Source organism: Geomonas propionica (assembly GCF_016458235.1).
Classification (GTDB): Bacteria; Desulfobacterota; Desulfuromonadia; order Geobacterales; family Geobacteraceae; genus Geomonas; species Geomonas propionica.
This window is the reverse complement of the sequence record NZ_JAEMHK010000021.1, coordinates 1-22,353: the sequence shown is the minus strand read 5'-3', so window position 1 is coordinate 22,353 and position 22,353 is coordinate 1. Positions and strand designations below refer to the sequence as shown.

Sequence of the window (22,353 nt, the reverse complement as noted above, 5' to 3'; positions counted from 1 at the left end):
CCTTCCGGCTACAGAGTGCTGCGAAGCAGGGAGAGGGTACCACATTAAGAGAAGATAAAAAAGAATTTTAACGTGATTTCAAGCACGCAGCCCTTCCGCCACCACCTCGGCCAGGTCCTTCACCTTGACCGAGCCCCCCTGCAGATCCTTCAGGCCGTCCTCCATCATGGTCAGGCAGTACGGGCAACTGACGCAGATGGTGTCCGGTTCCTGCCGCAGCGCCTCCCGGACCCGGTTCAGGTTGATCCTCTCTCCTTCCTGCTCCTCCTGCCACATCCTGCCGCCGCCGGCACCGCAGCAGAAAGAGCGCTCTCCGTTGCGGGCGAACTCAACGGGTGAAGCGCCGGTCGCGGCAGTGAGCACCTGCCGGGGCGCCGCGTAGACCTCGTTATGCCGCCCGAGGTAGCAGGAGTCATGGAAGAGCAGCCGCCCCAGGTCCGCCACCCGCTGCTTCAGGTCCAGCTTTCCCGCGGCGATAAGCGCGGCGATCAGCTCCGAGTGGTGCACCACTTCCAGTTCGAGGCCGTACTGGCGGTAGTCGTTTTTGAGCGTCGAAAAGCAGTGCGGGCACTGGGTAACGATCTTCTTCACCCCGCGCTCCACGAGGAGGTTGACGTTGTCGCGGGCCGTCCGTTCGAAAACGTACTCGTTGCCCAGGCGGCGCAGGCTATCGCCGCAGCAGCGCTCGACCTTGCCCAGGGTGCCCCAGGACACGCCGGCGGCGTCGAGGATGGTGGCGAGCGCCACCGTCACCTGCTTCTGCCGTGCGTCGAAGGCTCCCGCGCATCCCACATAGAGAAGATATTCGGTCTTTCCCTCTTCGAATGCCTTGACTTGCAGAGTGCCATGCCACTTGGTCCGTTCGGTCGGGGCGATCCCCCACGGGTTGTACCTGGCTTCGATGTTCTCAAAGAAGGTGGTCAGTTCCTCCGGGAAGGAGGCCTTCATCTGCACCAGGTGGCGCCGCATCTTGACGATCTTGGGCATGTGCTCGATGAGCACCGGGCAGACGCTCATGCAGGCCCCGCAGGTGGTGCAGGCCCAGATGGCGGCCTCGCCGGAACTCCCTTCACCTGATTTTGCCTCACCAGCCTCAATGAGTGGCAATGAAGGAGGGTCGCCGGTGCGGAGGGCTGCTCCGTTGGCCAGGAGGTTCGTCTTGATCGCGTGAATGATGCTGCGCGGATTGAGCGACTTGCCGGTCCCGGCGGCGGGGCAGGTTTCCTGGCAGCGGCCGCACTCGGTGCAGGAGAAGGAGTCAAAGAGATCCTTCCAGGTGAAGTCATCTATTCGCCCCACGCCGAAGCGCATCCCTCTTTTGAATTCCTCGCGGGGCTGCGTGTTGGGCCGCTCAAGGTCGCTAAGGAAACAGTTGGGGATGGCGGTGAGGATGTGCATGTGCTTGCTCTGCGGGAGGTAAGCGAAAAAGGAGAGCAGCGCGAGGGCGTGCAGCCACCATGACCAAGCTGCCAGGGCCGAAGGGGTAATGGCGAGAGGCGCCACCAGGTTTGCTGCAATAAGAGCGGAAACGGGAAGAGCGGAGGGATCTTCGCTGCCGAGGGCGATGCGGGCTGCGTGCATGCCGAAATAGGCCAGCATGAGCACGGCTATCAGGGAGAGGATCAGGAAGGCCTCGGGGCTGCGCGCCTTGACGTAGTCGCTACTTAGGGAGGGCTCGGGGAAGAAGAGCCTGCGAGCGAACGCGAAGAGGACGCCGGCCAGGGCCAGCAGGGAGACCAGGTCGAAGAGAAAGAGCAGCGCATGCTGGAGCGGCTCCGGGAGCGCGGTGAGGCTTGCCTGAGGCAGCAGTCCGCCGACCAGGAATTCCGCATTGGCGACGGCGAGGATGATGAAGGACCAGAAGATGATGAAGTGGTTCGCGCCGAAAGGTTTGCCGAGCACCCTCTCTTGGCCGAAGGCAAGCCGGAGCATGCGTGAGAAACGCGTTCCAAGCGCGTCGAGCCGGTATTCGGGCCGCCCTAGTGCCACGAGGCTGAAGCGCCGGTAGCAGCCGATGACAAAGGTGGAGGCGGAGAGCGCCAAGAGGAATGCGAAGAGTTTGGGGTTAGGTGCCATGGTCAATCCTTTTTTCTCACGCAAAGCCGCAAAGGCGCAAAGACAACGTTTTTGTTCTTGGCGCCTTTGCGGCTTTGCGTGAGGCGGTTTTACCCGTTGATGCAGATGGCAGTTTCCGGCGCCTTCTGTTTCAGGCTCCGCAGCCGCTCGGTGAGGGCCGGGACGACTTCGAACAGATCACCCACGATGCCGAGATGGGCGACCTCGAAGATGGGTGCCTCGGGGTCGCGGTTGACGGCGATGATCAGGTCGGAGTCCTGCATCCCGACCAGGTGCTGGATGGCGCCGCTGATGCCGCAGGCGATGTAGATCTTGGGACGCACGGTCTTGCCGGTCTGCCCCACCTGCCGCTCGTGCGGCATCCACCCGGCATCCACCGCGCTGCGCGAGGCGCCGACCACCCCGCCCAACTCGTCGGCCAACTCCTGCAGCAGGACGAAGTTCTCCTTACCCATCATGCCGCGCCCGCCCGAGACGATGAACTCCGCGCCGGCGACGTCCACGTGGTCTTGGTTACGGTCCGAGACCACCGCCAGCACCTTGGTGAGGATGTCATCTTCCATGACCCCGCTCGTGACGCGGATGACCGGGCCGCTTCGCCCCTCGATGCGCTCAGGTAGCGGCATGACGTGGGGACGAACGGTGGCCATCTGGGGACGGAACTTGTCGCACATGATGGTAGCCATGATGTTGCCGCCAAAGGCGGGGCGAGTCTGCATCAGGTTACGCCGGTCATCGATGCCGAGCCCGGTGCAGTCCGCGGTGAGCCCGGTGCGGACGACGGTGGCCACCGCTCCGGCTAGGTCTCGCCCCAGGCCGGTCGCGCCCATGAGCACGATCTCCGGCTTGTAACCGTCGATCAGCCGGCAGACTGCCTTCAGGTAGGCCTCGGTGCGGTAATGGCGGAACACCGGCTCGTCCACGAGGTAGGCCTGGTCCGCCCCGTAACAGAAGGAGTGATAGCAAAGTTCCTCGACATGCGAGCCGACCACGACCGCGGAGAGCGGCACCCCCAGGGTGTCCGCCAGCTCACGCCCCTTCCCCATCAGTTCCCAGGAAACCCGGGCCGGCTCCCCCTCGGTTTGCTCCACGAAAACCCAGACGCCACGGTAGGCGGCGAGCTTCTCGGCGAGGGCCCGTGCTTCGGGGTCGGCTTCTTCCGCGTCGGTGCCGCCGTGCCGGGCCAGTTCTTCCAGGATGCGCCGCTCTTCCTCCGTGAAGACGACTTCCAACGCCTGGGCCGGGCACACCTTGACGCACTTGACACAGCCGATGCACTTGGACGCGATAATTTCGGGCTCACCGCCACCGGTCATCTCGACGGCATCCACCGGGCAGGCGCTTTCACAGCGCCCACCGCAGGCGATGCACCGTCCCTCGATCAGCCGCGCCCTGCCCCGCGGTTTTTTCACCCCTTGCTTCGCCTCGCTCATCACGTCTCCTATACGACGAGCAGATCCCTGCTCAAAAGTCTGTCGACCAGCAGGTGGGCGGCGCCTGCCGGATCGACGGCGCCGTCACCGACGATCTCCCCTTTCTCCCGTTGCGGGGAGAAGATCCGGCTCACCCAGGTCGGCGAGCCTTTCAGCCCGATGCCGTTTTGATCCAGTTGCAGTTCCTGGTTGCTCCAGATCTGCACCACCGCCTCCTCGGATTCCAGCCGCATCGGGACGGTCGGATAACGCGGGCGGTTCACCTCGCGCACCACGGTGAGCAGCACGGGGAGCGGAGCTTCCACGATCTCGTGGCGTCCTTCCAGCTTGCGCCGCACCGTGATCCTCTCCTGAAACGGGTCGAGCTTCTCGATATGGTCCACCAGGGTGAGCTGGGTATAGCCGAGTCGGGTGGCGATGCCGGGCCCGACCTGGGCGGTGTCGCCGTCGATGGTCTGCTTGCCGCAAATGACGATGCCCACCTGCTCCCGCTGGTTCAGCTTTGCGATCGCCTCGGACAGGACCCGGCTGGTGGCCAATGTGTCAGCCCCGCCAAAGACGCGGTCGGAGAGGAGGATGGCCTCATCCACCCCAAGGGCCAGCGCCTTTTTCAGCGTGGCCTCCGCGTTGGGAGGACCCATGGAGAGGGCGGCGACCCGGAAGCCGAACTGGTCCTTAAGCCTCAGGGCCTCCTCCAGGGCGTGGGCGTCGTACGGGTTGACGATGAAGGGGATTCCCTCGCGCACCAGGGTGTTGGTTACGGGATCGATCTGTACCTGGGTGGTGTCCGGCACCTGTTTGATGCAGACTACGACTAGCATTACCAGCTCCGTTGACGTTGACGTAAGATGGAATCAATGGTCAAAAAAAATTGCAGCTCTAACCGCAATTTCTCTACGTTACCCCCTAAGCAAATCCCCTCTGTCTCCCCTTCGCAAAGGGGAGGACACGAGTTCTCGTGCTGCGCTTCGCGAACAGCAGCTAGGTGTTCCCGGAATTCAGAGAGAGTGTTGAGTGTTACCCCCTAGCAGTGCACATGGCCTAGGGTTCCCCCCTTTTGCGAAGGGGGGGCAGGGGGGATTTGCCTCTGACAAAACAAGAAGCAAATCCCCCTTCGCAAAGGGGGACTTTTATTTCGGTTTTACCTTCGGAATAAAGATCTGCTCCGGGTCGAGCACCTCGTGGATAAAGTGCAGTTCCTCCCTGGTGGGTGGGAGCGTCTCTCCGCTGACCCTAGTGATGTCGAGGTCGAACTGGCACATGTCCCGGATCTGCTCCGGCGTGTTCCCCGCGTGGCAGGTGTCGAGGTAGATCCGCCCGCTTTCCTCGTCGAAGCGGAAGACACCGAGGGTTGAGATGACGGCCGAGGGGCCGCCACGGTAGGCCGCGCCGTAGAGCTCGCGCCGATGCACCGTTTCGCCGCCGGGCCAGTTGCGCACCCGCCAGCCAGGGCTGGTGATGTAGCTCACCTGCTCGGTAAAGCGGCGCTTCTCGTGCACCATGATGAACACGGTGCGCTTGGCAAAGGAGTTGATGTCGGGGTTGCCGCCGCTACCGGTGAGGCGCAGCTCGGGGTTCAGGTAATCGCCGATGCAGGTGGTGTTCACGTTGCCATACTGGTCCACCTCGGCGCCGCCGAGAAAGCCCAGGTCGACGTAGCCCCTTTGCGCGATGCTGAAGGCGTCATGCAGGCCGGAGGAGCGCGAAGCGCCCATCTCGCAGCGGGCATCCCCTACCGAGGTGGGGATCTCCGGGGGGCGGCCGTCCAGCGTCCCCGCCTCGAAGATCAGCTTGAGGTTCGGCGCGTGGGTCTTTTGCGCCAGCATGATGGCCACCATGGGGAGCCCGGTGCCGGCAAAGACGATTTCATTGTCCTGCACTTCGCGGGAGGCGGCGCAGCAGAGAAGGTCGGCCAGCCCGTACTCTTCCGGTTTCGCGAACTCTTTGTTCATGTCACTGCCCCCTTTTCACGCCGGTGCTGTACTTGAGGGCGGTGTTCGCCTTCAGGTTGAGCATCTTCGGCCAGCCAAGCTTCTCGAGGTAACCCAGGTGGTCCAGGCCGTGAATCCATTCCTTGGCGAAGTCGTCGAACCCTTCCTGGGTCCTGGTCCTGGTGTAGAAATCCTTGAGGAAGGCGCCGTCAACGTCGTAGCGGCCGAACATGCCGGTGGGGTGGGCGCCGAAGGGGACCTCGACGATGTGATCGACCTCGAAGCTGGTGATGGTGTTCAGGTCGCTGTCGCGCCGCAGGTACTCTTCCGGGACGATCTCTTCCGCCATGACGATGGTAACGTCGGCCGCCCTGGCCACCTCCGGGTCGGAGTAAAACTGGCCGTTCACCCGCACCGTCCCCTCCTCCCCCACCTGCTGGACGCAGAGGATGGCGACATCGACCTTGGCGGCGGGAACCATGACCTGGGCGCCGGCGCCGAAGAAGGGGTCCTCGGTGAAGCGGTACTTGTGCTTTGGGATGCGCCTGCCGTCGCGCAGCCCGGCGTTGCCCAGCGTGTCGTAGGCGGGGTTGTGGATGTCGGTCCCAAGCGCGGTCTGGGTCACGGCGTAGGGGGCGCCCGAGGCGGCCGCGCTGAAGCGGAACAGCATCTCCGCGTGGCTGTAGTCCTCGACCAGGATCTCCTTGTTGCCGACCTTCCTGGAGAGGTTGGCGCCGTACTTGCCGTAGAGTTCGTGGCCGACCCAGCAGGACTCCCAGATGTCCACGCACCCGGCGCCGACCAGGAACTCGGTCTGCGGCCCGCCGTTCACCTCGATGAGGTGGAGTCCCTTTCTCCGTTGCCTGATCAGCTCGTAGACCAGCGCGAAGGGGCGCCGCCAGATGGTGAAGCCGGAAAAGGTCAGGCTGGAGCCGTTTTTCACGATCTCGGCCGCCTGCTGCAACGTGATCCGCTTGCCGCTACTCATGCGTCCCTCCTTGAACTATGATTGCCGGGGTTACTGATTACCTTCCGGTTTTAAGTCCCCCTTTTGCGAAGGGGGATTTAGGGGGATTTGCTTTGGTTGAGAGAGGCAAATCCCCCCTGTCCCCCCTTCGCAAAGGGGGGAACGTTGGGTCACGTGCAATGGTTTGTGCAGCATGATTCCTGTTGCCGGGGGGCTGCTCAACTGAAGTTTTTCAAGATCTCACGGGCGATGATGACTCGTTGGATTTCACTGGTCCCTTCGTAGATCGAGGTGATCCTGACGTCGCGGGCGTAGCGCTCGACGGGGAAGTCGGCGGTGTAGCCGTAGCCTCCCAGCATCTGCACGGCGTTGTAGCAGGCGCGGTTGGCGGCCTCGGTGGCGAAGAGCTTGGCCATGGACGCCTCCTTGGCGAAGGGGCGGCCGCTCTCCTTGCGGAAGGCGGCACTCATCAGCAGCAGGCGCGCCGCCTCCAGTTCGGTGTAGCTGTCGGCGATCTTCCACTGTATGGCCTGGAAGCTGCTGATCTTCTGCCCGAACTGCACCCGCTCCGTGCTGTACCTGGTGGCGTAGTCCATGGCCGCGAGGCCGACCCCGAGCGCCAGGGAGCCGATGCCGATCCTCCCCCCACCCAGTTCCGCGACGGCGATGCGGAAACCGTCGTTCAACTTCCCCATCAGTGCGTCTTTCGGGATGCGGCAGTTGTCGAAGACCAGCTCGTTGGTGGCTGAGGCGTGCTGCCCCGTTTTTTCCTCCTGCTTACCGATCACAAGGCCCGGCGTCCCCTGCTCCACTAGGAAGCAACTGATCCCCTTCCCTTTGGGTGCCTCCCTGTCGGTTACCGCCCAGACCACGAAGACGCCGGCATAGGGCGCGCTGGTGATGAAGATCTTGGAGCCGTTCAGGACCCAACTGTCACCGTCGAGGACCGCCGTGGTGGTCATGCCGGCGGGGTCGGAACCGGCGCCGGTCTCGGTGAGGGCGAAGCTCCCGGCGGCGTAGGCACCGGAGCAGATGAGGGGGATGTACTTCTCCTTTTGCTCCTGCGAGCCGATGGTCTGGATCACCTCGCAGACCATGTTGTTCACCGAGACGGTCACCGCGGTGGATGCGCAGGCGCGTGCGATCTCGGTCATGGCCACGCTGAAGGCGACCACGCCGGCCTCGGAACCGCCATATTCCCCTTGAACGTTGAGGCCCATGAAGCCCAGCTCCGCCAGCTTCTTCAGGTTGGCGAGGAACGCCGGGCGGTCCCCTTCGCGGTCCAGTTTGGCCGCGAGCGGTTCCAGCTCGGAACGGGCAAAGTTTCTAGCGGTTTCCTGGATCAGCTTCTGCTCTTCGGTAAGATCGAGAAACATCGGTGTCTCCCTCTTGGTCAATCGGTTACGTTCGGGGTTGCCGTGACACTCCGCAGGGTTCCCCCTCCCTAGCCCGCCCCCTCCTGGGGAGGGGACGGACCTGCAGTCCACCTTCCCTCTCCCTCTGGGAGAGGGTCAGGGTGAGGGAGCTGTCCTGCCGGCAAAGCCCTCACCCGCCCTTCGGGCACCCTCTCCCGGAGGGAGAGGGGACTAGCGGACGATCGTCGTTAATCCGGAGCGCTTACAACCTTATCTCGCGCACTTGGCGGTGAAGGCGGGGACGAACTGCATCACGTCCGCCACCACCAGGACGTCGGCGATCTCGCCGATGGGGGCGTCCTTGTCCTTGTTGATGGCCACGATGAAGTCGGCCTTCTTCATTCCCGCCAAGTGCTGGATGGCGCCGCTGATGCCGCAGGCGACGTAGAGCTTCGGGCTCACCGTCTGTCCGGTGGTGCCAACCTGGTGGCTGTGATCGACCCAGCCGGCGTCGACCACCGGGCGGCTCGCGCCGAGTTCGCCACCGAGGGCGCTGGCCAGTGCGGCGATGACCGGGACGTTGTCCTTCTTGCCCACGCCGCGCCCGGCGCTCACGATGATCTCGGCTTTGCTCAGGTCGACCCCCTTCTGCTCGGCGGCCTCGTACCCCACGAACTCGATGGCGGAGGCTGTGCCGGAGAGATCCAGCCTTTCCAGCTGCGGCGCCCCTTGCGGTTCGCCGGTCGGGCTGAAGGCACCAGCCTGGATGGTGAGGACGCAGCGGCCGCTTTTGGGCGTCACGGTCCGGCGCAGCTTGGCGTTGCAGGCGTTGACCTCGTAGGCGCCTTCGTTGAGCGCGACAATCTCGGAGACTTGGCCCGCCTTCAAGGCAACGGCGACGCGCGGGGCGAGATCCCAGCCGTAGGAGGAGTGGACGAAGACGATGCAGTCCGGGTTCTCCTTCTCGACGGCCTGCAGTACCAGCTGCTTGTGCAGGTCGGGGTTGTACTCGCCGTACTTGGCGGCATCGGCCAGGTAGACTTTGCTGTCACATTTCGGGAGCTCGGCATCGCTTCCCACCAGCAGCATGACGCTGTCGGCGCCGAGGCGGTCGGCGAAGGCCTTGAGTTCATAGGTGGTGTCGAGGAGCTTCCCCTGCCGGTATTCCCCTATCAGTAATGCTTTCATTGTTTTCCCTCCGTAGCAGCGGTTGTTTTGTCGCCCGGTTGCGGTGGCGGTCGGATCTCACTCGTCCAGAGAGGGGGACAGGCACCTGCGGAGCCAGTCCCCTCCGCCCCTGCCCTCGCTATCTGAGCACCGCGGTCTTTTCCTTCAGGATCCCCATCAGCCGGTCCACCTGCGCACCGATCTCCCCTTCCAGCACCAGGCCGCCACCTTTCTTGGCGGGCGGGTAGATGGCGGCGGTGGCGGTCAGTTCCGCTTCGCCGGACAGTTCGGCCGGAGTCAGCGCGGCGATCTCCTTCTTCTTCGCCTTCATGATGTTGGGAAGGGTCGGGTAGCGCGGGGTGTTGAGCCCCAGCTGGCAGGTGACCAGCGCCGGAAGCTTCAGCTTCGCCACGCCCTTGATCCCTCCTTCCAGCTCCCTTTTGACGGTGACGGTGCCGCCGTCATAGCTGAAGCCGACCAAGGTGGTGGCGCAGGAGAGGCCCAGGAGTTCCGCCACGATGACGCCGACCTGGGCCGAGCCGCGGTCCTGGGACTGCATCCCCGTGAAGATCAGGTCGAAGCTTTCACCCTTGGCGTAGCTCGCGATCATCGAGGCGATCTGCCAGGGATCCTTCTGGTAGTACCGGTCGTCCCGGATGTGGACGGCGCGGTCCCCCCCCATGGCAAGGGCCTTCTTGATCGCCTCCACCGTGCGCTCGGGGCCGATGGAGAGGACCGTGATCTCGGGCTCCCCGCCCAGTTGCTCCTTGAGCTGAACCGCCTGTTCCACCGCATACTCGTCGTATTCGTTCATGCGGAAGGCGAGGTCACTCTCGTCGTACCAGGTCTTGTCGCCGTTGGGCCTGAAGCGGGACTCCATGTCCGGCACCTGTTTGATGCATACCAGTATCTTCATAACTTCCTCCTCTGGATTCTTCGCGGCATCATGCCGATACACCTTCTGCTGCCGCCAACCGCTCCTCTTCCGGCGGCGCCGGATCGATTCTCCCCGCCACCTCGGCCAGTGCCGTGACGGTTGCGATGCTCAGTTCCGGCAACGCCTTCCCTATCTCGAGCGGCGTCGCCAGTCGTTCCGCCACCACCTCGGCCAGGTCCCGCACCGCCAGCTTTCCTTCGCAATCACCGGTCTTGATACCGTCTTCGAACATGGTCAGGCAGAAGGGGCAGTTGGATACGATCAGCGGCGCACCGGTCGCCTCGGCCATCTTAACCCGCTGCACATTGATCCGGCTCCCGAGCTTTTCCTCGGCCAGGATCCGGCCGCCGCCGGCGCCGCAGCAGAAGCTCTCCAGCCCCGACCTCTGCATCTCGTTGATCCTTCCCCCGGCCACGTGCAGCACGTTGCGCGGCTGCTCCATGATGCCCTGGTAGCGACCAAGGTAGCAGGAGTCGTGGTAGGTGTAGTCGAACTGGTGCGGAGCGAGGGCGAGCGTCCCGTCGCCGATCAGCCTGTCGATGAAGACGGTGTAGTGTTCGACCTCAACGTCGAGCCCGAGATCGCGGTAGTCGCGCCCGAGGGTGTTGAGACAGTGGGGGCAGGTGGTGACGATCTTCTTCACGCCATACCCCTTGATCAGTTCGATATTCTCCTGCGCGGTCACCTGGTACAAGTACTCGTTGCCCAGCTTGCGCAGCGGCTCGCCGCAGCAGCGCTCCTCCTTGCCCAGGATGCCGACGCTCACTCCCGCCGCATCGCAGATCTTCACGAAGCTTTTGGCCACCTCCTGGTTCCTCTTGTCGAAGGAGGCGTAGCAGCCGACGAAGTAGAGGATGTCGGCCCCCTCCCCCTCGGAGAGGTGCCGCACCGGGAGCCCGTCGGACCACTTGCCCCGCTCCGCGTAGGCCATGCCGAAGGGGTTGCCGTTCACCTCGACGTTGTTGGCCGCGACCATGACCTCCTCGCCGGGAAACTCCCCCTGCATGAGGACCAGGTTGCGCCGCATCTCGATGACCTTGTTGACGTGCTCCACCTGTGCCGGGCAGATCTCCTGGCAGGAGCGGCAGGTGGTGCAGGACCAGAGCGTGTCCCGCCCGACCGCCTCGATCAGGTCCGCCTGCGGCGCGGAGCACGCGGTGTCGCCTATCTGCTGCACCAGCTGCATCGGCGAGAGCGGCTTCTCCGTGTTGAAGGCGGGACAGCGATCCTGGCACCGCTTGCAGCTGGTGCAGGCGTCCGCGTCGAAGATGTCCTTCCAGGTGAGGTCGGCGACCTTGTCCACCCCGAAATGCTCCACCCCTTCCGCCTCGAGATCGATGGTATCGATGCTCCCCTTGGGCCTGAGATCCACGAAAAGGTAGTTGGCGGGAGTGGTCAGCAGGTGGCGGAACTTGGTCCCGGGGATGGCGGCGATGAAGCCGGTGACCAGCAGGAAGTGGCACCACCACCAGAGCCGGTGCAGCTCCTTGAGGGACTGCAGGTCGAGCGCGGCGAACTGGCCGGCGACCATGAGCCCGATCGGCGAGAAGCGCGCCAGGTCCGGGTTCTGACGCAGCTCGGTGGCGGCCATGCGCGCCCCTTCGGCGAAGAATCCGGTGACGATGATGGCGGATAAAAGGCCGTGCATCAAGTAGTCGTCGCGGGTGATCTTGAGCCCCTCCGGCCGCGCCACAAAGCGCCTGAGCGCCAGGCCGAACAGGGTGAAGATCGCGGCCAGACCAGCCAGATCAAGCACCAGCGAGTAGGCCTTGTAGAAGCCGCCGGTGAGAATCTTGATGCCGAAGAGCGGCTGCGAGACATCGGCCTGGGCCATGACCAGGAGCGTCCCGATGAACAGGACCACGAAGCCCCAGAAGAACAGCGCGTGCGGGATACCGGGGCCGGCGACGCGCAGCACCCTGATCTGACCTAACATGTTGGTAGCCATCAGCACGACCCGTTCGCGCAGGTTGTCCAGACGGTTGAGGGGTTTCCCCTGCCGGTAGACCTCGACCCGCTTCCAACACCCGTAGGCGCAGGCGGCGAAGGCGAGCAGCGTGAGCAGGTACATCGGGAGCACCACGCCGTGCCCTACGTTCCAATAGATTTCCCTGGTAGCTTCCATGACTCACTCCTGCGTGTTGACCGATGCTGATGGCTTCTGCCAGCTTCCCCCCTCCCAGCTTCCCCCCTCCCAGCCTCCCCCCTCCGGGGTGAGGAGTGAAGATGTTACGAGAGCAGTATCTTCGAGATGACCACGCGCTGCACCTCGTTGGTACCTTCGTAGATCTCGGTGATCTTGGCGTCGCGGAACATGCGCTCCACTTCGTAGTCGCAGATGAAGCCGTAGCCGCCGTGGATCTGGATCGCCTCCTTGGTGACATAGGTGGCCGCCTCTGAAGCGAGCATCTTGCACATCGCCGACTCCGCCGTGTAGTTCTTCTTGGCGTCCTTGAGGCAGGCGGCCTTGTAGGTCATCAGCTTGCTGGTCTCGATGCGGGTGTACATGTCGGCCAGCTTGAACTGGACCGCCTGCAGATCGCAGATGGGGTGGTCGAACTGCTTACGCTCCTTGGAGTATGCCAGCGCCCGCTCGAAGGCCCCCTCGGCTATGCCGAGGGCCTGGGACGCGATGCCGATGCGCCCGCCGTTCAGGGTGTCCATGGCGATCTTGAACCCCTGCCCTTCCTGCCCGAGGAGGTTCTCAGCCGGGATGCGCACGCTGTCCAGGGCGAAGGCGGTGGTATAGCTGCCGCGGATGCCAAGCTTTTTCTCGTTTTTGAGGATCTCGACCCCAGAGGAGTTGAGGTCGATGATGAAGGCGGAAACGCCCCGGTGCTTGAGGCTCTTGTCCGAGGTGGCGAAGAGGACGCCGGTGCCGCGGTAGCCGCCGTTGGTGATGAAGATCTTGGAGCCGTTGATGACGTACTCGTCCCCCTCGCGCCGGTAGGTGGTCGAGATGGCCCCGGCGTCGCTGCCGGCATCGGGCTCGGTAAGGAGGAAGCAGCCGATCACCTTGCCGGTGTTCAGCGCCGGGAGCCACTTCTTCTTCTGGGCCTCGGTGCCGAAGGTGTAGATCGGGCCGCAGGCGAGCGAAGTGTGGGCCGAGATGAGCACGCCGCTGGAGCCGCAGGCCTTGGAGACCTCCTCGACCACGATGGCGTAGGAGAGCATGTCGAGGCCGGCGCCGTCGTATTCCTCCGGGAGATAGCTCCCCAAAAAGCCCATCTCCGCCATCTTGTTGACCAGCGAGTCCGGGATCATGTGCTCCTCGTCGATCTTCATCGCGATCGGCTTGATCTCCTTCTCCACGAACTCGCGCACCGAATCCCTCAATACCTTGTGGTCCTGGCTCAATTCGAAATCCATTGCATCCTCCTGTTATGTTTGCCGTTTAGGGAACGATCGTTTTCCCCTCGCCCTCCGGGAGAGGGGCAGGGGTGAGGGAGGGCGCGGCAAGCAACTGCTCGACAAGCAACAGCACCCTCACCCGGCCTTCGGCCACCCTCTCCCGGAGGGAGAGGGACACTCGCCGCTACTTCCCTTTGAACTGCGCCTTGCGCTTTTCCACGAAGGCGCCCATGCCTTCCTTCTGGTCCTCGGTGGCGAAGAGGACGCCGAAGAGGGAACTCTCGTAGCGGAAGCCGTCTTCCTTGGTCATGTTGAGCCCGTTGACGATGGCGTTCTTGGCGTAGCCGACGCCGAGGCTGCCGTTATTCGCGATCTCCCGCGCCAGCTCCAGGGCCTTCGCAGCAAGCTCCGCCTGGGCGACCACCTCGTTGACTACGCCCCAGGCGAGCGCCTTCTGCGCGTTGATCATCCTGCCGCTATAGATGAGTTCCTTGGCCCGGTTGGGACCGATGAGGCGGGAGAGGTTCTGGGTGCCGCCAAAGCCGGGGATGATCCCCAGGGTGACCTCGGGAAAACCGAGCTTGGCGTTGTCGGAGGCGTAGATCACATCGCACGCGAGGGCCAGCTCCAGGCCGCCCCCCAGAGCGTAGCCGTTGACCGCGGCGATCACGGGCTTGCTCATCTTCTCCATAAAGAGCATGACCCGCTGCCCCTGGAGGGCGAAACGGTGCCCCTCGAAGGAGGTCATGTCCGCCATTTCCTTGATGTCCGCGCCGGCGACGAAGGCCTTTTCGCCCGCTCCGGTCAGGATAACGACCCGCACGGCGGCGTCCTGCTCAAGCTTGTAGAGGGTGCACTCCAGCTCGCCGAGGACCTGGCTGTTCAGCGCGTTCAGGCTCGCCGGCCGGTTCACCGTGACCGTTGCGATCCCCTCGGCGATTTCGCAAAGGATGTTCGGGTTTTCCATGTTTATCGCTCCCCGGGTCTAGCCCTTGTAGTCGTAGAATCCCTTGCCCGACTTCTTGCCGAGGTACCCGGCGTTGACCATGTTCACCAGGAGCGGACAGGGGCGGTACTTGGGATCCTTGAAGCCGTCGTGCAGGACGTTGCAGATGGCGAGCACGGTGTCGAGGCCGATGAAGTCGGCGAGGACCAGCGGCCCCATAGGCTGATTGGTGCCGAGTTTCATCCCCTTGTCGATATCCTCAGCCGTTGCGATCCCCTCGTAGAGCGCGAAGATCGCCTCGTTGATCATCGGGATCAGCACCCGGTTCACGATGAAGCCCGGGTAGTCCTTGGCGACCGCCATCTCCTTGCCGAGCCGCGCGACCAGGGCGCCGATGGCCTGGAAGGTCTCCTCGCTGGTGCCCAGGCCCCGGATCACTTCCACCAGTGTCATGATCGGCACGGGGTTCATGAAGTGCATGCCGATTACCTTGTCCGGCCGCTTCGTGCAGGCCGCGATACGGGTGATGGAGATGGAGGAGGTGTTGGAGGCGAGGATCGCCTCTGGCGGCACGATCTCGTCCAGCTTCTTGAACAGCTCGAACTTGAGGTTCTCGTTCTCGGTCGCCGCCTCCACCACCAGGTCGCATTGGGCGAAGTCCCTGAGGTCCTTGGTGGCGGTGATGCGGGCCATGATCCCCTCGATGCTGGTGGTGAAGATGACGCCTTTGCGCGCCTGGCGCTCCAGGTTCTGCTCGATTGATTTGAGCGCCTTGTCCAGTTGAGCCTGGGAGATGTCGTAGAGCAGAACCTGGTATGCGTGCTGCGCGAAGACATGGGCGATGCCGCTTCCCATCTGGCCGGCCCCTATGACGCCTACTACCTTGAACATGTCAGCCTCCTATCGAAACGTGGATTCTTTGAGTGCGGGTCAGACCCTTTCGAATACTACCGCGACCGCCTCGCCTCCGCCGATGCAAAGGGTGGCGAGCCCGTAGCGGGCCTGGCGTCGGTGCAGTTCGCGCACCAGCGTGGCGGCCAGCCTCCCGCCGCTGGCGCCGATGGGATGGCCGATGGCGCAGGCGCCGCCGTTCACGTTCACCTTCTCCGGGTCGAGGCCCAGGTCCTTGATGGCGATCATGGCCACGGTGGCGAAGGCTTCGTTGATCTCGAACAGGTCGATGTCTTGGGTCTTCAGCCCCGCCTTGGCGCAGGCGACCTCGATGGCCCCGACCGGCGCCTCGGTGTAGCGTTCGGGATGCAGGCTGCAGGTGGCATGGGCGACGATGCGCGCGCGCGGCTTCAGGTTGAAGCGCTTGACGGCGTCGGCGCCGGCGAGCAGGGAGAAGGCCGCGCCGTCGTTGATGGTGGAGGCGTTGGCGGCGGTGATGGTGCCGTCCTTTCTGAAGACCGGCTTCAAAGCGGGGAGCTTGGCGAAATCTACCTTGAACGGCTCCTCGTCCTCGGCCACGCTCACCTCGCCGCCGCGCCCTTTTTTCAGCACCGGCACGATCTCGTCCTTGAAGATGCCGCCGCGGACCGCCTCCTGCGCCCGGGTATATGAGCGGATGGTGAATTCGTCCTGGGCCTCGCGGGAAAGGGCGTGGCGAGCGGCCGCCTCTTCGGCGATGTCGCCCATGTGCCGACCCGAGTACGGGTCCTGCAAGCCGTCGTAGATCATCAGGTCGGTGAGCTCGCCGTGCCCCATGCGGTAGCCGTAGCGCGCCTTCTTCAGGATGAAGGGGGCGAGCGACATGTTCTCCATCCCGCCCGCGATCACCACGTCGGATTCTCCCAGCATGATGGAGCCTGCCCCGAGCATGATCGACTTTAAGCCGCTGCCGCAGACCTTGTTGATGGTGAGGGCGTGCGCGGTGTCCGGGATGCCGGCGTAGCGCATGGCCTGGCGGGCGGGAGCCTGCCCCACCCCGGCACTGAGAACCTGGCCGGCGATGACCTCGTCGACCTGGGCCGGATTCAAGTCAGCCCGCTCCAGGAGCGCCTTGATCACGGTCCCCCCCAGCACGGGCGCCTCAACGTCGGACAACGAGCCGCCAAAGGAGCCAAATGGGGTTCTCAGTGATTCCACTACGAAGACGTCTTGCATGGTTTCCCTCCCGGCGTTGATGTGTTGGGTAAAATCTTATCTGTCGTTTACGTTAAAGTCAAGCAAAAGTATAACGAGATTATAAATACGGCAAACATTCTATCATCGTTAGAGGACCACCGCAGGGGCAACGGGAACACGCAACCTCACTACTCCTTAAAGCAACTGACTTTTATAAGGTTTTCCATACCAGCCACAAAAAAGGGGCTCACCTTAGCAAGCCCCCAGGTAAAACAAAAATTGTTTTCTGTCTTAGATATAGACGATATCGTCCGCCATGTTGGTTATTTTCACCCCACCCTCGGGGCCGACGGCAAACGTATTTTCGATACCTATAACGCCCAGGCCGGGCAGCACGAACTTGGGCTCAATGGCAACCGTCTGCCCCTCGCGGAGCTGCGACTTGAAACCTTGGGCCAGCACCGGGAACTCGTCCAGCTCAAGGCCGACGCCATGCCCGACGAACTTCGCGTTCTCCCCGGGCGCGCCCATGAAATTGCGCCCGAGCCCCGCGCTGTCGGCCAGCTCGGCCGCCTGGGCAAACAGATCCTCGCAGACCGCCCCCGGCTTCAGGTTCTCGGCCAGGTGCTGCTGGATACGCAGCGAGGTCTCGAAGGCATGCTCCAGTTCCGGCGCGAGCCGCCCCACCACGAACATGCGGGTCATGTCCACGATGTAGCCGTTGAAGACCCCGGTGTAGTCCACCAGCACCGGGACGTTGGCCGCGATGGCATCGGTCGAGGCGCCGTGGGGGGAGGCGTTGGAGAGTCCCCGGCCGGTGACCGCGCTGTCGAAGAAACCGGGATTGCCGGCGCCGGCGCTGACCGCCAGTCCCTGGAACAGCTCCTGGTTGTAGGCGCGCATGCGCACGTACCCTTCGCCTCCCGCCTTGCGCAGCCGGTATTCGAACTCGGCAGCGAGGTCCAGCTCGCGCATCCCCTCTTTCAGGAAACCCGGCACTTCCTTGAACACCCCGCAAAGCCGCGAACCGCTCTCTCGCATCCGTTCCAGCTCCAGTTCCGACTTCACGCTGCGTAGCTCCCGGTTCGGCGTGGAAATGTCCACGAACTCCACACCGGGCAGGAGCTTCGCGTAGAACTGGTACTGCTGTACCGGCGCCACGTCGAAGGTGAAGCCGACGCGCTTCAGCGTGGGCGGGAACAGGGACGCGAACTCCTTACTGGAGGGAAAGGGGCGCGTGTCCTCAATGACACTCTCAGCCTGGGCCCGGAAATAGCTCTTGCGCACCATCAGGCGCGGCTTACCGTCCGTGGGAACGAAGAGCGCGGAGTTTTGGCGTGTGCCGGAAAAGTAGTAGATATCGATGGGATAGATAAACAGGGCGCCGTCCAGTCCCTGTCCCCTCAGCCCGTCCTGCAGCCGGGCTATCCTCCGCTCCGATTCGGTCTTGGTCAGCATGCGCTCCCCCAGTCGTTGTGATAGGCGATTTCCGCCAGCTCCTTGCGGGGTCGCGCCTTGGGCTCCTGATCCGGGTACCCCAGCGGCGTCACCCCGACTACCCGGATCCCGTCCGGGATGCCGAGCGACTCCTTAAGGGTGGGCTCGTCGAAGAGCCCCATCCAGCAGGTGCCGAGCCCCAGGCCGTGCGCCGCCAGGCAGATGTGCTCGAAGGCGATGGCCGTGTCGGCGACGTAGTACTCGATGCCGTTCTCCACGCCGGACTCGGCCGGGTCGGCGCAGACCACGATGGTCACCGGGGCCTGCGACAGGGCTTTCTTGCCGGGGTTGTCGTCGGGGAAGGCGTCCAAAAGGGCGTTCCGCTTCCCTCCCGCCGACAGCACTAGGAAGCGCCAGCACTGCATGTTCTTCCAGGAAGGCGCCAGCCGCCCCGCATCGAGCACCTGGCTCACTTTGTCCCACTCGACCGGGGTGTCCCGGTATTTGCGGATGCTTCTTCTGTCGTTGATCGCTTGGAACACGTCCATTATTTCCCTCCTCGTCGTCAGCAGCCCAATGCCCCCCTCCCTGTCCCTCCCCCTCCGGGGGAGGGAACGCTGGGCCTCAAGACTCCTCCTGCTACATGTTGCGGCGGTACTCCCCGCCTACCTCGTAAAGGGCCCTCGTGATCTGCCCCAGCGAGGCACACTGCACCGTTTCCATCAGTTCGGCGAAAATGTTGCCACCCGCCACCGCGGTCTCCTGGAGCCGCTTCAGGGCCACCGGGGCCTCATCCTTGTGCCGCCCCTGGAAGGCACGCAGGTTGCTGATCTGCTGTTCCTTCTCCTCGACGGTGGCGCGGGCCAGCTCCCCGGGAATCTGGTACCCCTCTTCCCCGGCGTGCGGGTTGAGAAAGGTGTTGACGCCGACGATGGGGAGCTCGCCGGAGTGCTTCCTCGCCTCGTAGAGCATGGACTCGTCCTGGATCTTGCTGCGCTGGTACTGGGTCTCCATGGCGCCCAACACGCCGCCGCGCTGATCGATCCTCTCGAACTCGGCGAGGACCGCCTCCTCCACCAGGTCGGTCAGCTCGTCGATGATGAAGGCGCCCTGGAGCGGGTTCTCGTTCTTGGCGAGCCCGAGTTCCTTGGTGATGATCATCTGCACCGCCATGGCCCGGCGCACCGACTCCTCCGACGGTGTCGTCACCGCCTCGTCGTAGGCGTTGGTGTGCAGCGAGTTGCAGTTGTCGTAGAGGGCCATCAGGGCCTGCAGCGTGGTGCGGATGTCGTTGAAATCCATCTCCTGGGCGTGCAGCGACCGGCCGCTGGTCTGGATGTGGTACTTGAGCTTCTGGCTGCGGTCGTTGGCGCCGTACTTCTCCCGCATCACCACCGCCCAGATCCGCCGCGCCACCCGCCCGATCACCGTGTACTCGGGGTCGAGGCCGTTACTGAAGAAGAAAGAGAGGTTCGGCGCGAAGTCGTCGATGTTCATGCCGCGCGACAGGTAGTACTCCACGTAGGTGAAGCCGTTGGACAGGGTGAAGGCGAGCTGCGAGATGGGATTGGCCCCGGCCTCGGCGATGTGGTAGCCGCTGATGGAGACCGAGTAGTAGTTGCGCACCTGCCGCTCGATGAAGTACTGCTGGATGTCCCCCATCATCCTGAGCGCGAACTCGGTGGAGAAGATGCAGGTGTTCTGCCCCTGGTCCTCCTTGAGGATGTCCGCCTGGACCGTGCCGCGGACGGTTTGCAGGGTGCGCGCCTTCAGCTGGGCGTATTCCTCCGCCGACGGCTCGCGCCCCTGCGTCGTTTTGAACTGCACCAACTGCTGCCTCACGGCCGCGTTGAAGAAGAAGGCGAGCATGATCGGTGCGGGTCCGTTGATGGTGATGGAGACGCTGGTCGAGGGGGCGCAGAGGTCGAAGCCGGCGTAAAGCTTCTCCATGTCCTCGACGGTGCAGATGGATACACCGCTCTCCCCCACCTTGCCGTAGATGTCCGGCGGGTAATCGGGGTCCTCGCCATACAGGGTGACGCTGTCGAAGGCCGTGGAGAGGCGCTTGGCGCCGTCGTCCTGGCACAGGTAGTGGAAGCGCCTGTTGGTCCGCTCCGGGGTCCCCTCGCCAGCGAACTGCCGCTTCGGGTCCTCCTCGGCCCTCTTGAAGGGGAACACGCCCGCCGTGTACGGGAAGAAGCCGGGGAGGTTCTCCTTCATGGACCACTTCACGATCTCGCCCCAGTCCTGGTAGTCGGGGAGGCAGACCTTGGGGATCTTCATCCCGGAAAGCGACGTGGTGTAGAGTTCGGTGCGGATCTCCTTGTCGCGCACCTTGGTGACCTGGGCGTCCTGGCGGTAGCAATCCTTGAGCGATTTCCAGCCGTCGATGATGCGTCGCGGCTCCTCCCGGAGTTTCGCGGAGAAAGTCCCGATCAACTGGTCCAGTTCCGCGACTGTCCCCTCCCCCTTCACCTCGGCCCGGGCGCCGGAAAGCTGGAACAGGGTGCGCGCGACGCCGGCCTGTTCCTCCACATCCTTGCGGTAGCCGCGCACGGCATGGACGATCTCGCCCAGGTAGTGCACCCGGTCCGGCGGGATGATGTACTGCTTCAGGCTCTCGCGCTCGGTCACCTCCAGGCGCGACCGCCACCCCGCATCCTTCTTCTCGTTGACCCGGTCCAGCAGGGCACGATAGAGCACGTTGGTGCCGGGGTCGTTGAACTGCGAGGCGATGGTGCCGTAGACCGGGAGCTCGGTGTCAGGTATCTCGAACAGGTTCCGGTTACGGCGGTACTGCTTGCGCACGTTGCGCAGCGCGTCCTCGGCCCCCTTGCGTTCGAACTTGTTGAGCGCCACCAGGTCGGCGAAATCGAGCATGTCGATCTTTTCCAGCTGGGTGGGGGCGCCGAACTCGCAGGTCATCACGTAAAGCGAAACGTCGCAGATCTCCACCACCCCGGCATCCCCCTGCCCGATTCCCGAAGTCTCCACGATGACCAGGTCGAAGCCCGAGGCGCGCACCACGTCGAGGGCGTCGCGTATCGCTGCCGAGAGCTCCGAACGGGAATCGCGGGTGGCCAGGGAGCGCATGTAGATCCGTTCGCTGTTGATGGAGTTCATCCGGATCCGGTCGCCCAAGAGTGCCCCGCCGGTGCGCTGCCGGGACGGGTCCACCGCCAGGATCGCCACGCTTTTCTCCGGGAAGTCCCTGATGAAGCGGCGTACCAGCTCGTCAGTGATCGAGCTCTTCCCCGCCCCGCCGGTCCCGGTGATTCCGACCACCGGCACCTCGCGTGCCATGCCCCGGATCCGGTCCCGCACCGCCCCGTACCCTTCGTTCTGGTCGTGGACCGCCTGCTCGGCCAGGGTGATCAGCGTGTTGACGGCGCGGATGTCCCGCTCCTTGAGCCGCTCGATCTCCCGGTCGGTGTCGCGCTCCGGCGTGAAGTCGCACTGCTCCATCATGAGGTTGATCATCCCCTGCAGTCCCATGCGCCTGCCGTCCTCGGGGGAGAAGATCTTGCTCACGCCGTACCCCTCGATCTCGCGGACCTCCTCCGGGACGATGACGCCGCCGCCCCCTCCGAAGACCTTGATGTGGTCGGCGCCGCGCTCCCGGAGCAGGTCGCAGATGTACTTGAAGAACGGGACATGCCCCCCCTGGTAGCAGCTCACCGCGATCCCCTGCGCGTCCTCCTGGATGGCGGCGGTGACGATGGCGTCCACGGAGCGGTTGTGTCCCAGGTGGATCACCTCGGCGCCCGAGGCCTGCAGCATCCGCCTGATGATGTTGGTGGCGGCATCGTGCCCGTCGAAGAGGCTGGTCGCGGTGACGAATCGTACCTTGTGTCTGGAGCGATAAGGCTCCGCAGCGGCTATATGCATGTCGTTCCTCCTAGCGGGGTGGTCTGTGCTGCTAATCAGCTTTCAAGGTGAACTCCCAGGCACACCAGAACTCCTCCGGGTGCGGGTCGGGAGGGCAGGCAAGGCAGCGGGTGGTGATGCGGGGATCGATGGTCCGGGCGAACTCGGAGTACTCGACGATCCCGACGCTCTTGCAAGGGTGGTCAGGGAGCCCCTTGCGCTTCCGGGCGGACTGCACCCGGCAGTCGAGCATCCGGAATACGGCCCGGGTCTCGCTCACCTCGACGCTTTCCTGGAGGTTCAAGCGGGCGTAGAAGCGGTGCTTCAGGCACTCCACCAGGGCCGGGATGCCGCCGCCGGGTTTCATGGAGAGCCGCTCCATGATCCTCTTGGCCTCAACGACCGTGAAGAGCCGCCAGGCGTCGGTATCGATATCCACCGCCACGTCCATGCCGTACTTTTTCTCCAGCGACTGGAACCAGACCCCGTCGTGGGCGAGCCAGTTCTTGGCGTCGTCGACGATGATCCTCACCAACTCCTCCTTGCTGAGCGCGTAGAGGAGTTGGATGCCCTCGTCCCCCGCCGGCTGCGCAACGGCGATCTCCTGCAGGTTGTTAGCATTTGTCACGGGTTCACCTCCTTGTCGTTGTGCATTGAAGCTTCCCCCTCCCTGTCCCTCCCCCTCCTGGGGAGGGGACTTTTACAGGCCCTTTCCCCTGAGCGGGAAGGTGACACCTCACTTACTGACCTGTCTTCGCAATAGAGGACACGTTAAAAACCCTTATGCTGCCATCTTAAACTCCTGCTGTTCGAACTCTT

At 63.8% G+C, this 22,353-nt stretch carries 17 protein-coding genes; all 17 read right to left on the bottom strand.

Going from position 1 to position 22,353, the window contains the following annotated elements; genetic code table 11:
- Positions 1–78 precede the first annotated feature (78 nt).
- A complete protein-coding gene (locus JFN90_RS20885) occupies positions 79–2,076 on the bottom strand; it encodes a heterodisulfide reductase-related iron-sulfur binding cluster (protein ID WP_199397063.1) in 1,998 nt (665 codons plus the stop codon).
- Positions 2,077–2,165: 89 nt separating this feature from the next.
- Positions 2,166–3,509 (bottom strand): electron transfer flavoprotein subunit alpha, encoded by a 1,344-nt coding sequence (locus JFN90_RS20880; protein ID WP_199397062.1) that lies wholly within the window; start codon positions 3,507–3,509, stop codon positions 2,166–2,168.
- An 8-nt stretch (positions 3,510–3,517) separates the two neighbouring features.
- A complete protein-coding gene (locus JFN90_RS20875) occupies positions 3,518–4,330 on the bottom strand; it encodes an electron transfer flavoprotein subunit beta/FixA family protein (protein ID WP_199397061.1) in 813 nt (270 codons plus the stop codon).
- Between the two features lie 309 nt (positions 4,331–4,639).
- On the bottom strand, positions 4,640–5,461 hold the full coding sequence (locus JFN90_RS20870; RefSeq protein ID WP_199397060.1) for a CoA-transferase subunit beta: 822 nt from the start codon (positions 5,459–5,461) through the stop codon (positions 4,640–4,642).
- Position 5,462: 1 nt separating this feature from the next.
- Complete coding sequence (locus JFN90_RS20865; protein WP_199397059.1) at positions 5,463–6,428, bottom strand: CoA transferase subunit A; 966 nt, start codon at positions 6,426–6,428, stop codon at positions 5,463–5,465.
- Positions 6,429–6,625: 197 nt separating this feature from the next.
- A complete protein-coding gene (locus JFN90_RS20860) occupies positions 6,626–7,783 on the bottom strand; it encodes an acyl-CoA dehydrogenase family protein (RefSeq protein ID WP_199397058.1) in 1,158 nt (385 codons plus the stop codon).
- A 249-nt stretch (positions 7,784–8,032) separates the two neighbouring features.
- On the bottom strand, positions 8,033–8,950 hold the full coding sequence (locus JFN90_RS20855) for an electron transfer flavoprotein subunit alpha/FixB family protein (protein WP_199397057.1): 918 nt from the start codon (positions 8,948–8,950) through the stop codon (positions 8,033–8,035).
- 118 nt (positions 8,951–9,068) lie between these two features.
- A complete protein-coding gene (locus JFN90_RS20850; RefSeq protein WP_199397056.1) occupies positions 9,069–9,845 on the bottom strand; it encodes an electron transfer flavoprotein subunit beta/FixA family protein in 777 nt (258 codons plus the stop codon).
- 28 nt (positions 9,846–9,873) lie between these two features.
- Positions 9,874–11,991: a heterodisulfide reductase-related iron-sulfur binding cluster gene (locus JFN90_RS20845; protein ID WP_199397055.1), complete on the bottom strand. Its 2,118-nt coding sequence runs from the start codon at positions 11,989–11,991 to the stop codon at positions 9,874–9,876.
- 104 nt (positions 11,992–12,095) lie between these two features.
- The gene (locus JFN90_RS20840; RefSeq protein WP_199397054.1) at positions 12,096–13,235 is read right to left on the bottom strand and encodes an acyl-CoA dehydrogenase; all 1,140 of its coding nucleotides are present in this window, start codon (positions 13,233–13,235) and stop codon (positions 12,096–12,098) included.
- A gap of 166 nt (positions 13,236–13,401) precedes the next feature.
- Positions 13,402–14,184, bottom strand: a complete 783-nt coding sequence (locus tag JFN90_RS20835) for an enoyl-CoA hydratase/isomerase family protein (protein ID WP_199397053.1) — start codon at positions 14,182–14,184, stop codon at positions 13,402–13,404.
- A gap of 18 nt (positions 14,185–14,202) precedes the next feature.
- The gene (locus tag JFN90_RS20830; RefSeq protein WP_199397052.1) at positions 14,203–15,054 is read right to left on the bottom strand and encodes a 3-hydroxybutyryl-CoA dehydrogenase; all 852 of its coding nucleotides are present in this window, start codon (positions 15,052–15,054) and stop codon (positions 14,203–14,205) included.
- A 39-nt stretch (positions 15,055–15,093) separates the two neighbouring features.
- On the bottom strand, positions 15,094–16,269 hold the full coding sequence (locus JFN90_RS20825) for a thiolase family protein (RefSeq protein WP_199397051.1): 1,176 nt from the start codon (positions 16,267–16,269) through the stop codon (positions 15,094–15,096).
- A 252-nt stretch (positions 16,270–16,521) separates the two neighbouring features.
- The gene (locus JFN90_RS20820; RefSeq protein ID WP_199397050.1) at positions 16,522–17,688 is read right to left on the bottom strand and encodes a M24 family metallopeptidase; all 1,167 of its coding nucleotides are present in this window, start codon (positions 17,686–17,688) and stop codon (positions 16,522–16,524) included.
- The gene (locus JFN90_RS20815) at positions 17,682–18,215 is read right to left on the bottom strand and encodes a nitroreductase family protein (protein WP_199397049.1); all 534 of its coding nucleotides are present in this window, start codon (positions 18,213–18,215) and stop codon (positions 17,682–17,684) included. The genes JFN90_RS20820 and JFN90_RS20815 overlap by 7 nt, the downstream gene beginning before the upstream one ends.
- A gap of 91 nt (positions 18,216–18,306) precedes the next feature.
- Complete coding sequence (icmF, locus tag JFN90_RS20810; protein ID WP_199397048.1) at positions 18,307–21,555, bottom strand: fused isobutyryl-CoA mutase/GTPase IcmF; 3,249 nt, start codon at positions 21,553–21,555, stop codon at positions 18,307–18,309.
- A gap of 31 nt (positions 21,556–21,586) precedes the next feature.
- Entirely contained in the window at positions 21,587–22,162 is a 576-nt protein-coding gene (locus JFN90_RS20805) for a DUF6125 family protein (RefSeq protein ID WP_199397047.1), read from the bottom strand.
- Positions 22,163–22,353 lie beyond the last annotated feature (191 nt).

Coding starts and splice junctions, on each gene's coding strand:
- JFN90_RS20850 (WP_199397056.1), bottom strand. CDS start 9,845: ATGAAGATACTGGTATGCATCAAACAGGTGCCGGACATGGAGTCCCGC.
- JFN90_RS20860 (WP_199397058.1), bottom strand. CDS start 7,783: ATGTTTCTCGATCTTACCGAAGAGCAGAAGCTGATCCAGGAAACCGCT.
- JFN90_RS20835 (WP_199397053.1), bottom strand. CDS start 14,184: ATGGAAAACCCGAACATCCTTTGCGAAATCGCCGAGGGGATCGCAACG.
- JFN90_RS20845 (WP_199397055.1), bottom strand. CDS start 11,991: ATGGAAGCTACCAGGGAAATCTATTGGAACGTAGGGCACGGCGTGGTG.
- JFN90_RS20815 (WP_199397049.1), bottom strand. CDS start 18,215: ATGGACGTGTTCCAAGCGATCAACGACAGAAGAAGCATCCGCAAATAC.
- JFN90_RS20870 (WP_199397060.1), bottom strand. CDS start 5,461: ATGAACAAAGAGTTCGCGAAACCGGAAGAGTACGGGCTGGCCGACCTT.
- JFN90_RS20865 (WP_199397059.1), bottom strand. CDS start 6,428: ATGAGTAGCGGCAAGCGGATCACGTTGCAGCAGGCGGCCGAGATCGTG.
- JFN90_RS20830 (WP_199397052.1), bottom strand. CDS start 15,054: ATGTTCAAGGTAGTAGGCGTCATAGGGGCCGGCCAGATGGGAAGCGGC.
- JFN90_RS20885 (WP_199397063.1), bottom strand. CDS start 2,076: ATGGCACCTAACCCCAAACTCTTCGCATTCCTCTTGGCGCTCTCCGCC.
- icmF (WP_199397048.1), bottom strand. CDS start 21,555: ATGCATATAGCCGCTGCGGAGCCTTATCGCTCCAGACACAAGGTACGA.
- JFN90_RS20855 (WP_199397057.1), bottom strand. CDS start 8,950: ATGAAAGCATTACTGATAGGGGAATACCGGCAGGGGAAGCTCCTCGAC.
- JFN90_RS20880 (WP_199397062.1), bottom strand. CDS start 3,509: ATGAGCGAGGCGAAGCAAGGGGTGAAAAAACCGCGGGGCAGGGCGCGG.
- JFN90_RS20840 (WP_199397054.1), bottom strand. CDS start 13,235: ATGGATTTCGAATTGAGCCAGGACCACAAGGTATTGAGGGATTCGGTG.
- JFN90_RS20825 (WP_199397051.1), bottom strand. CDS start 16,269: ATGCAAGACGTCTTCGTAGTGGAATCACTGAGAACCCCATTTGGCTCC.
- JFN90_RS20875 (WP_199397061.1), bottom strand. CDS start 4,330: ATGCTAGTCGTAGTCTGCATCAAACAGGTGCCGGACACCACCCAGGTA.
- JFN90_RS20820 (WP_199397050.1), bottom strand. CDS start 17,688: ATGCTGACCAAGACCGAATCGGAGCGGAGGATAGCCCGGCTGCAGGAC.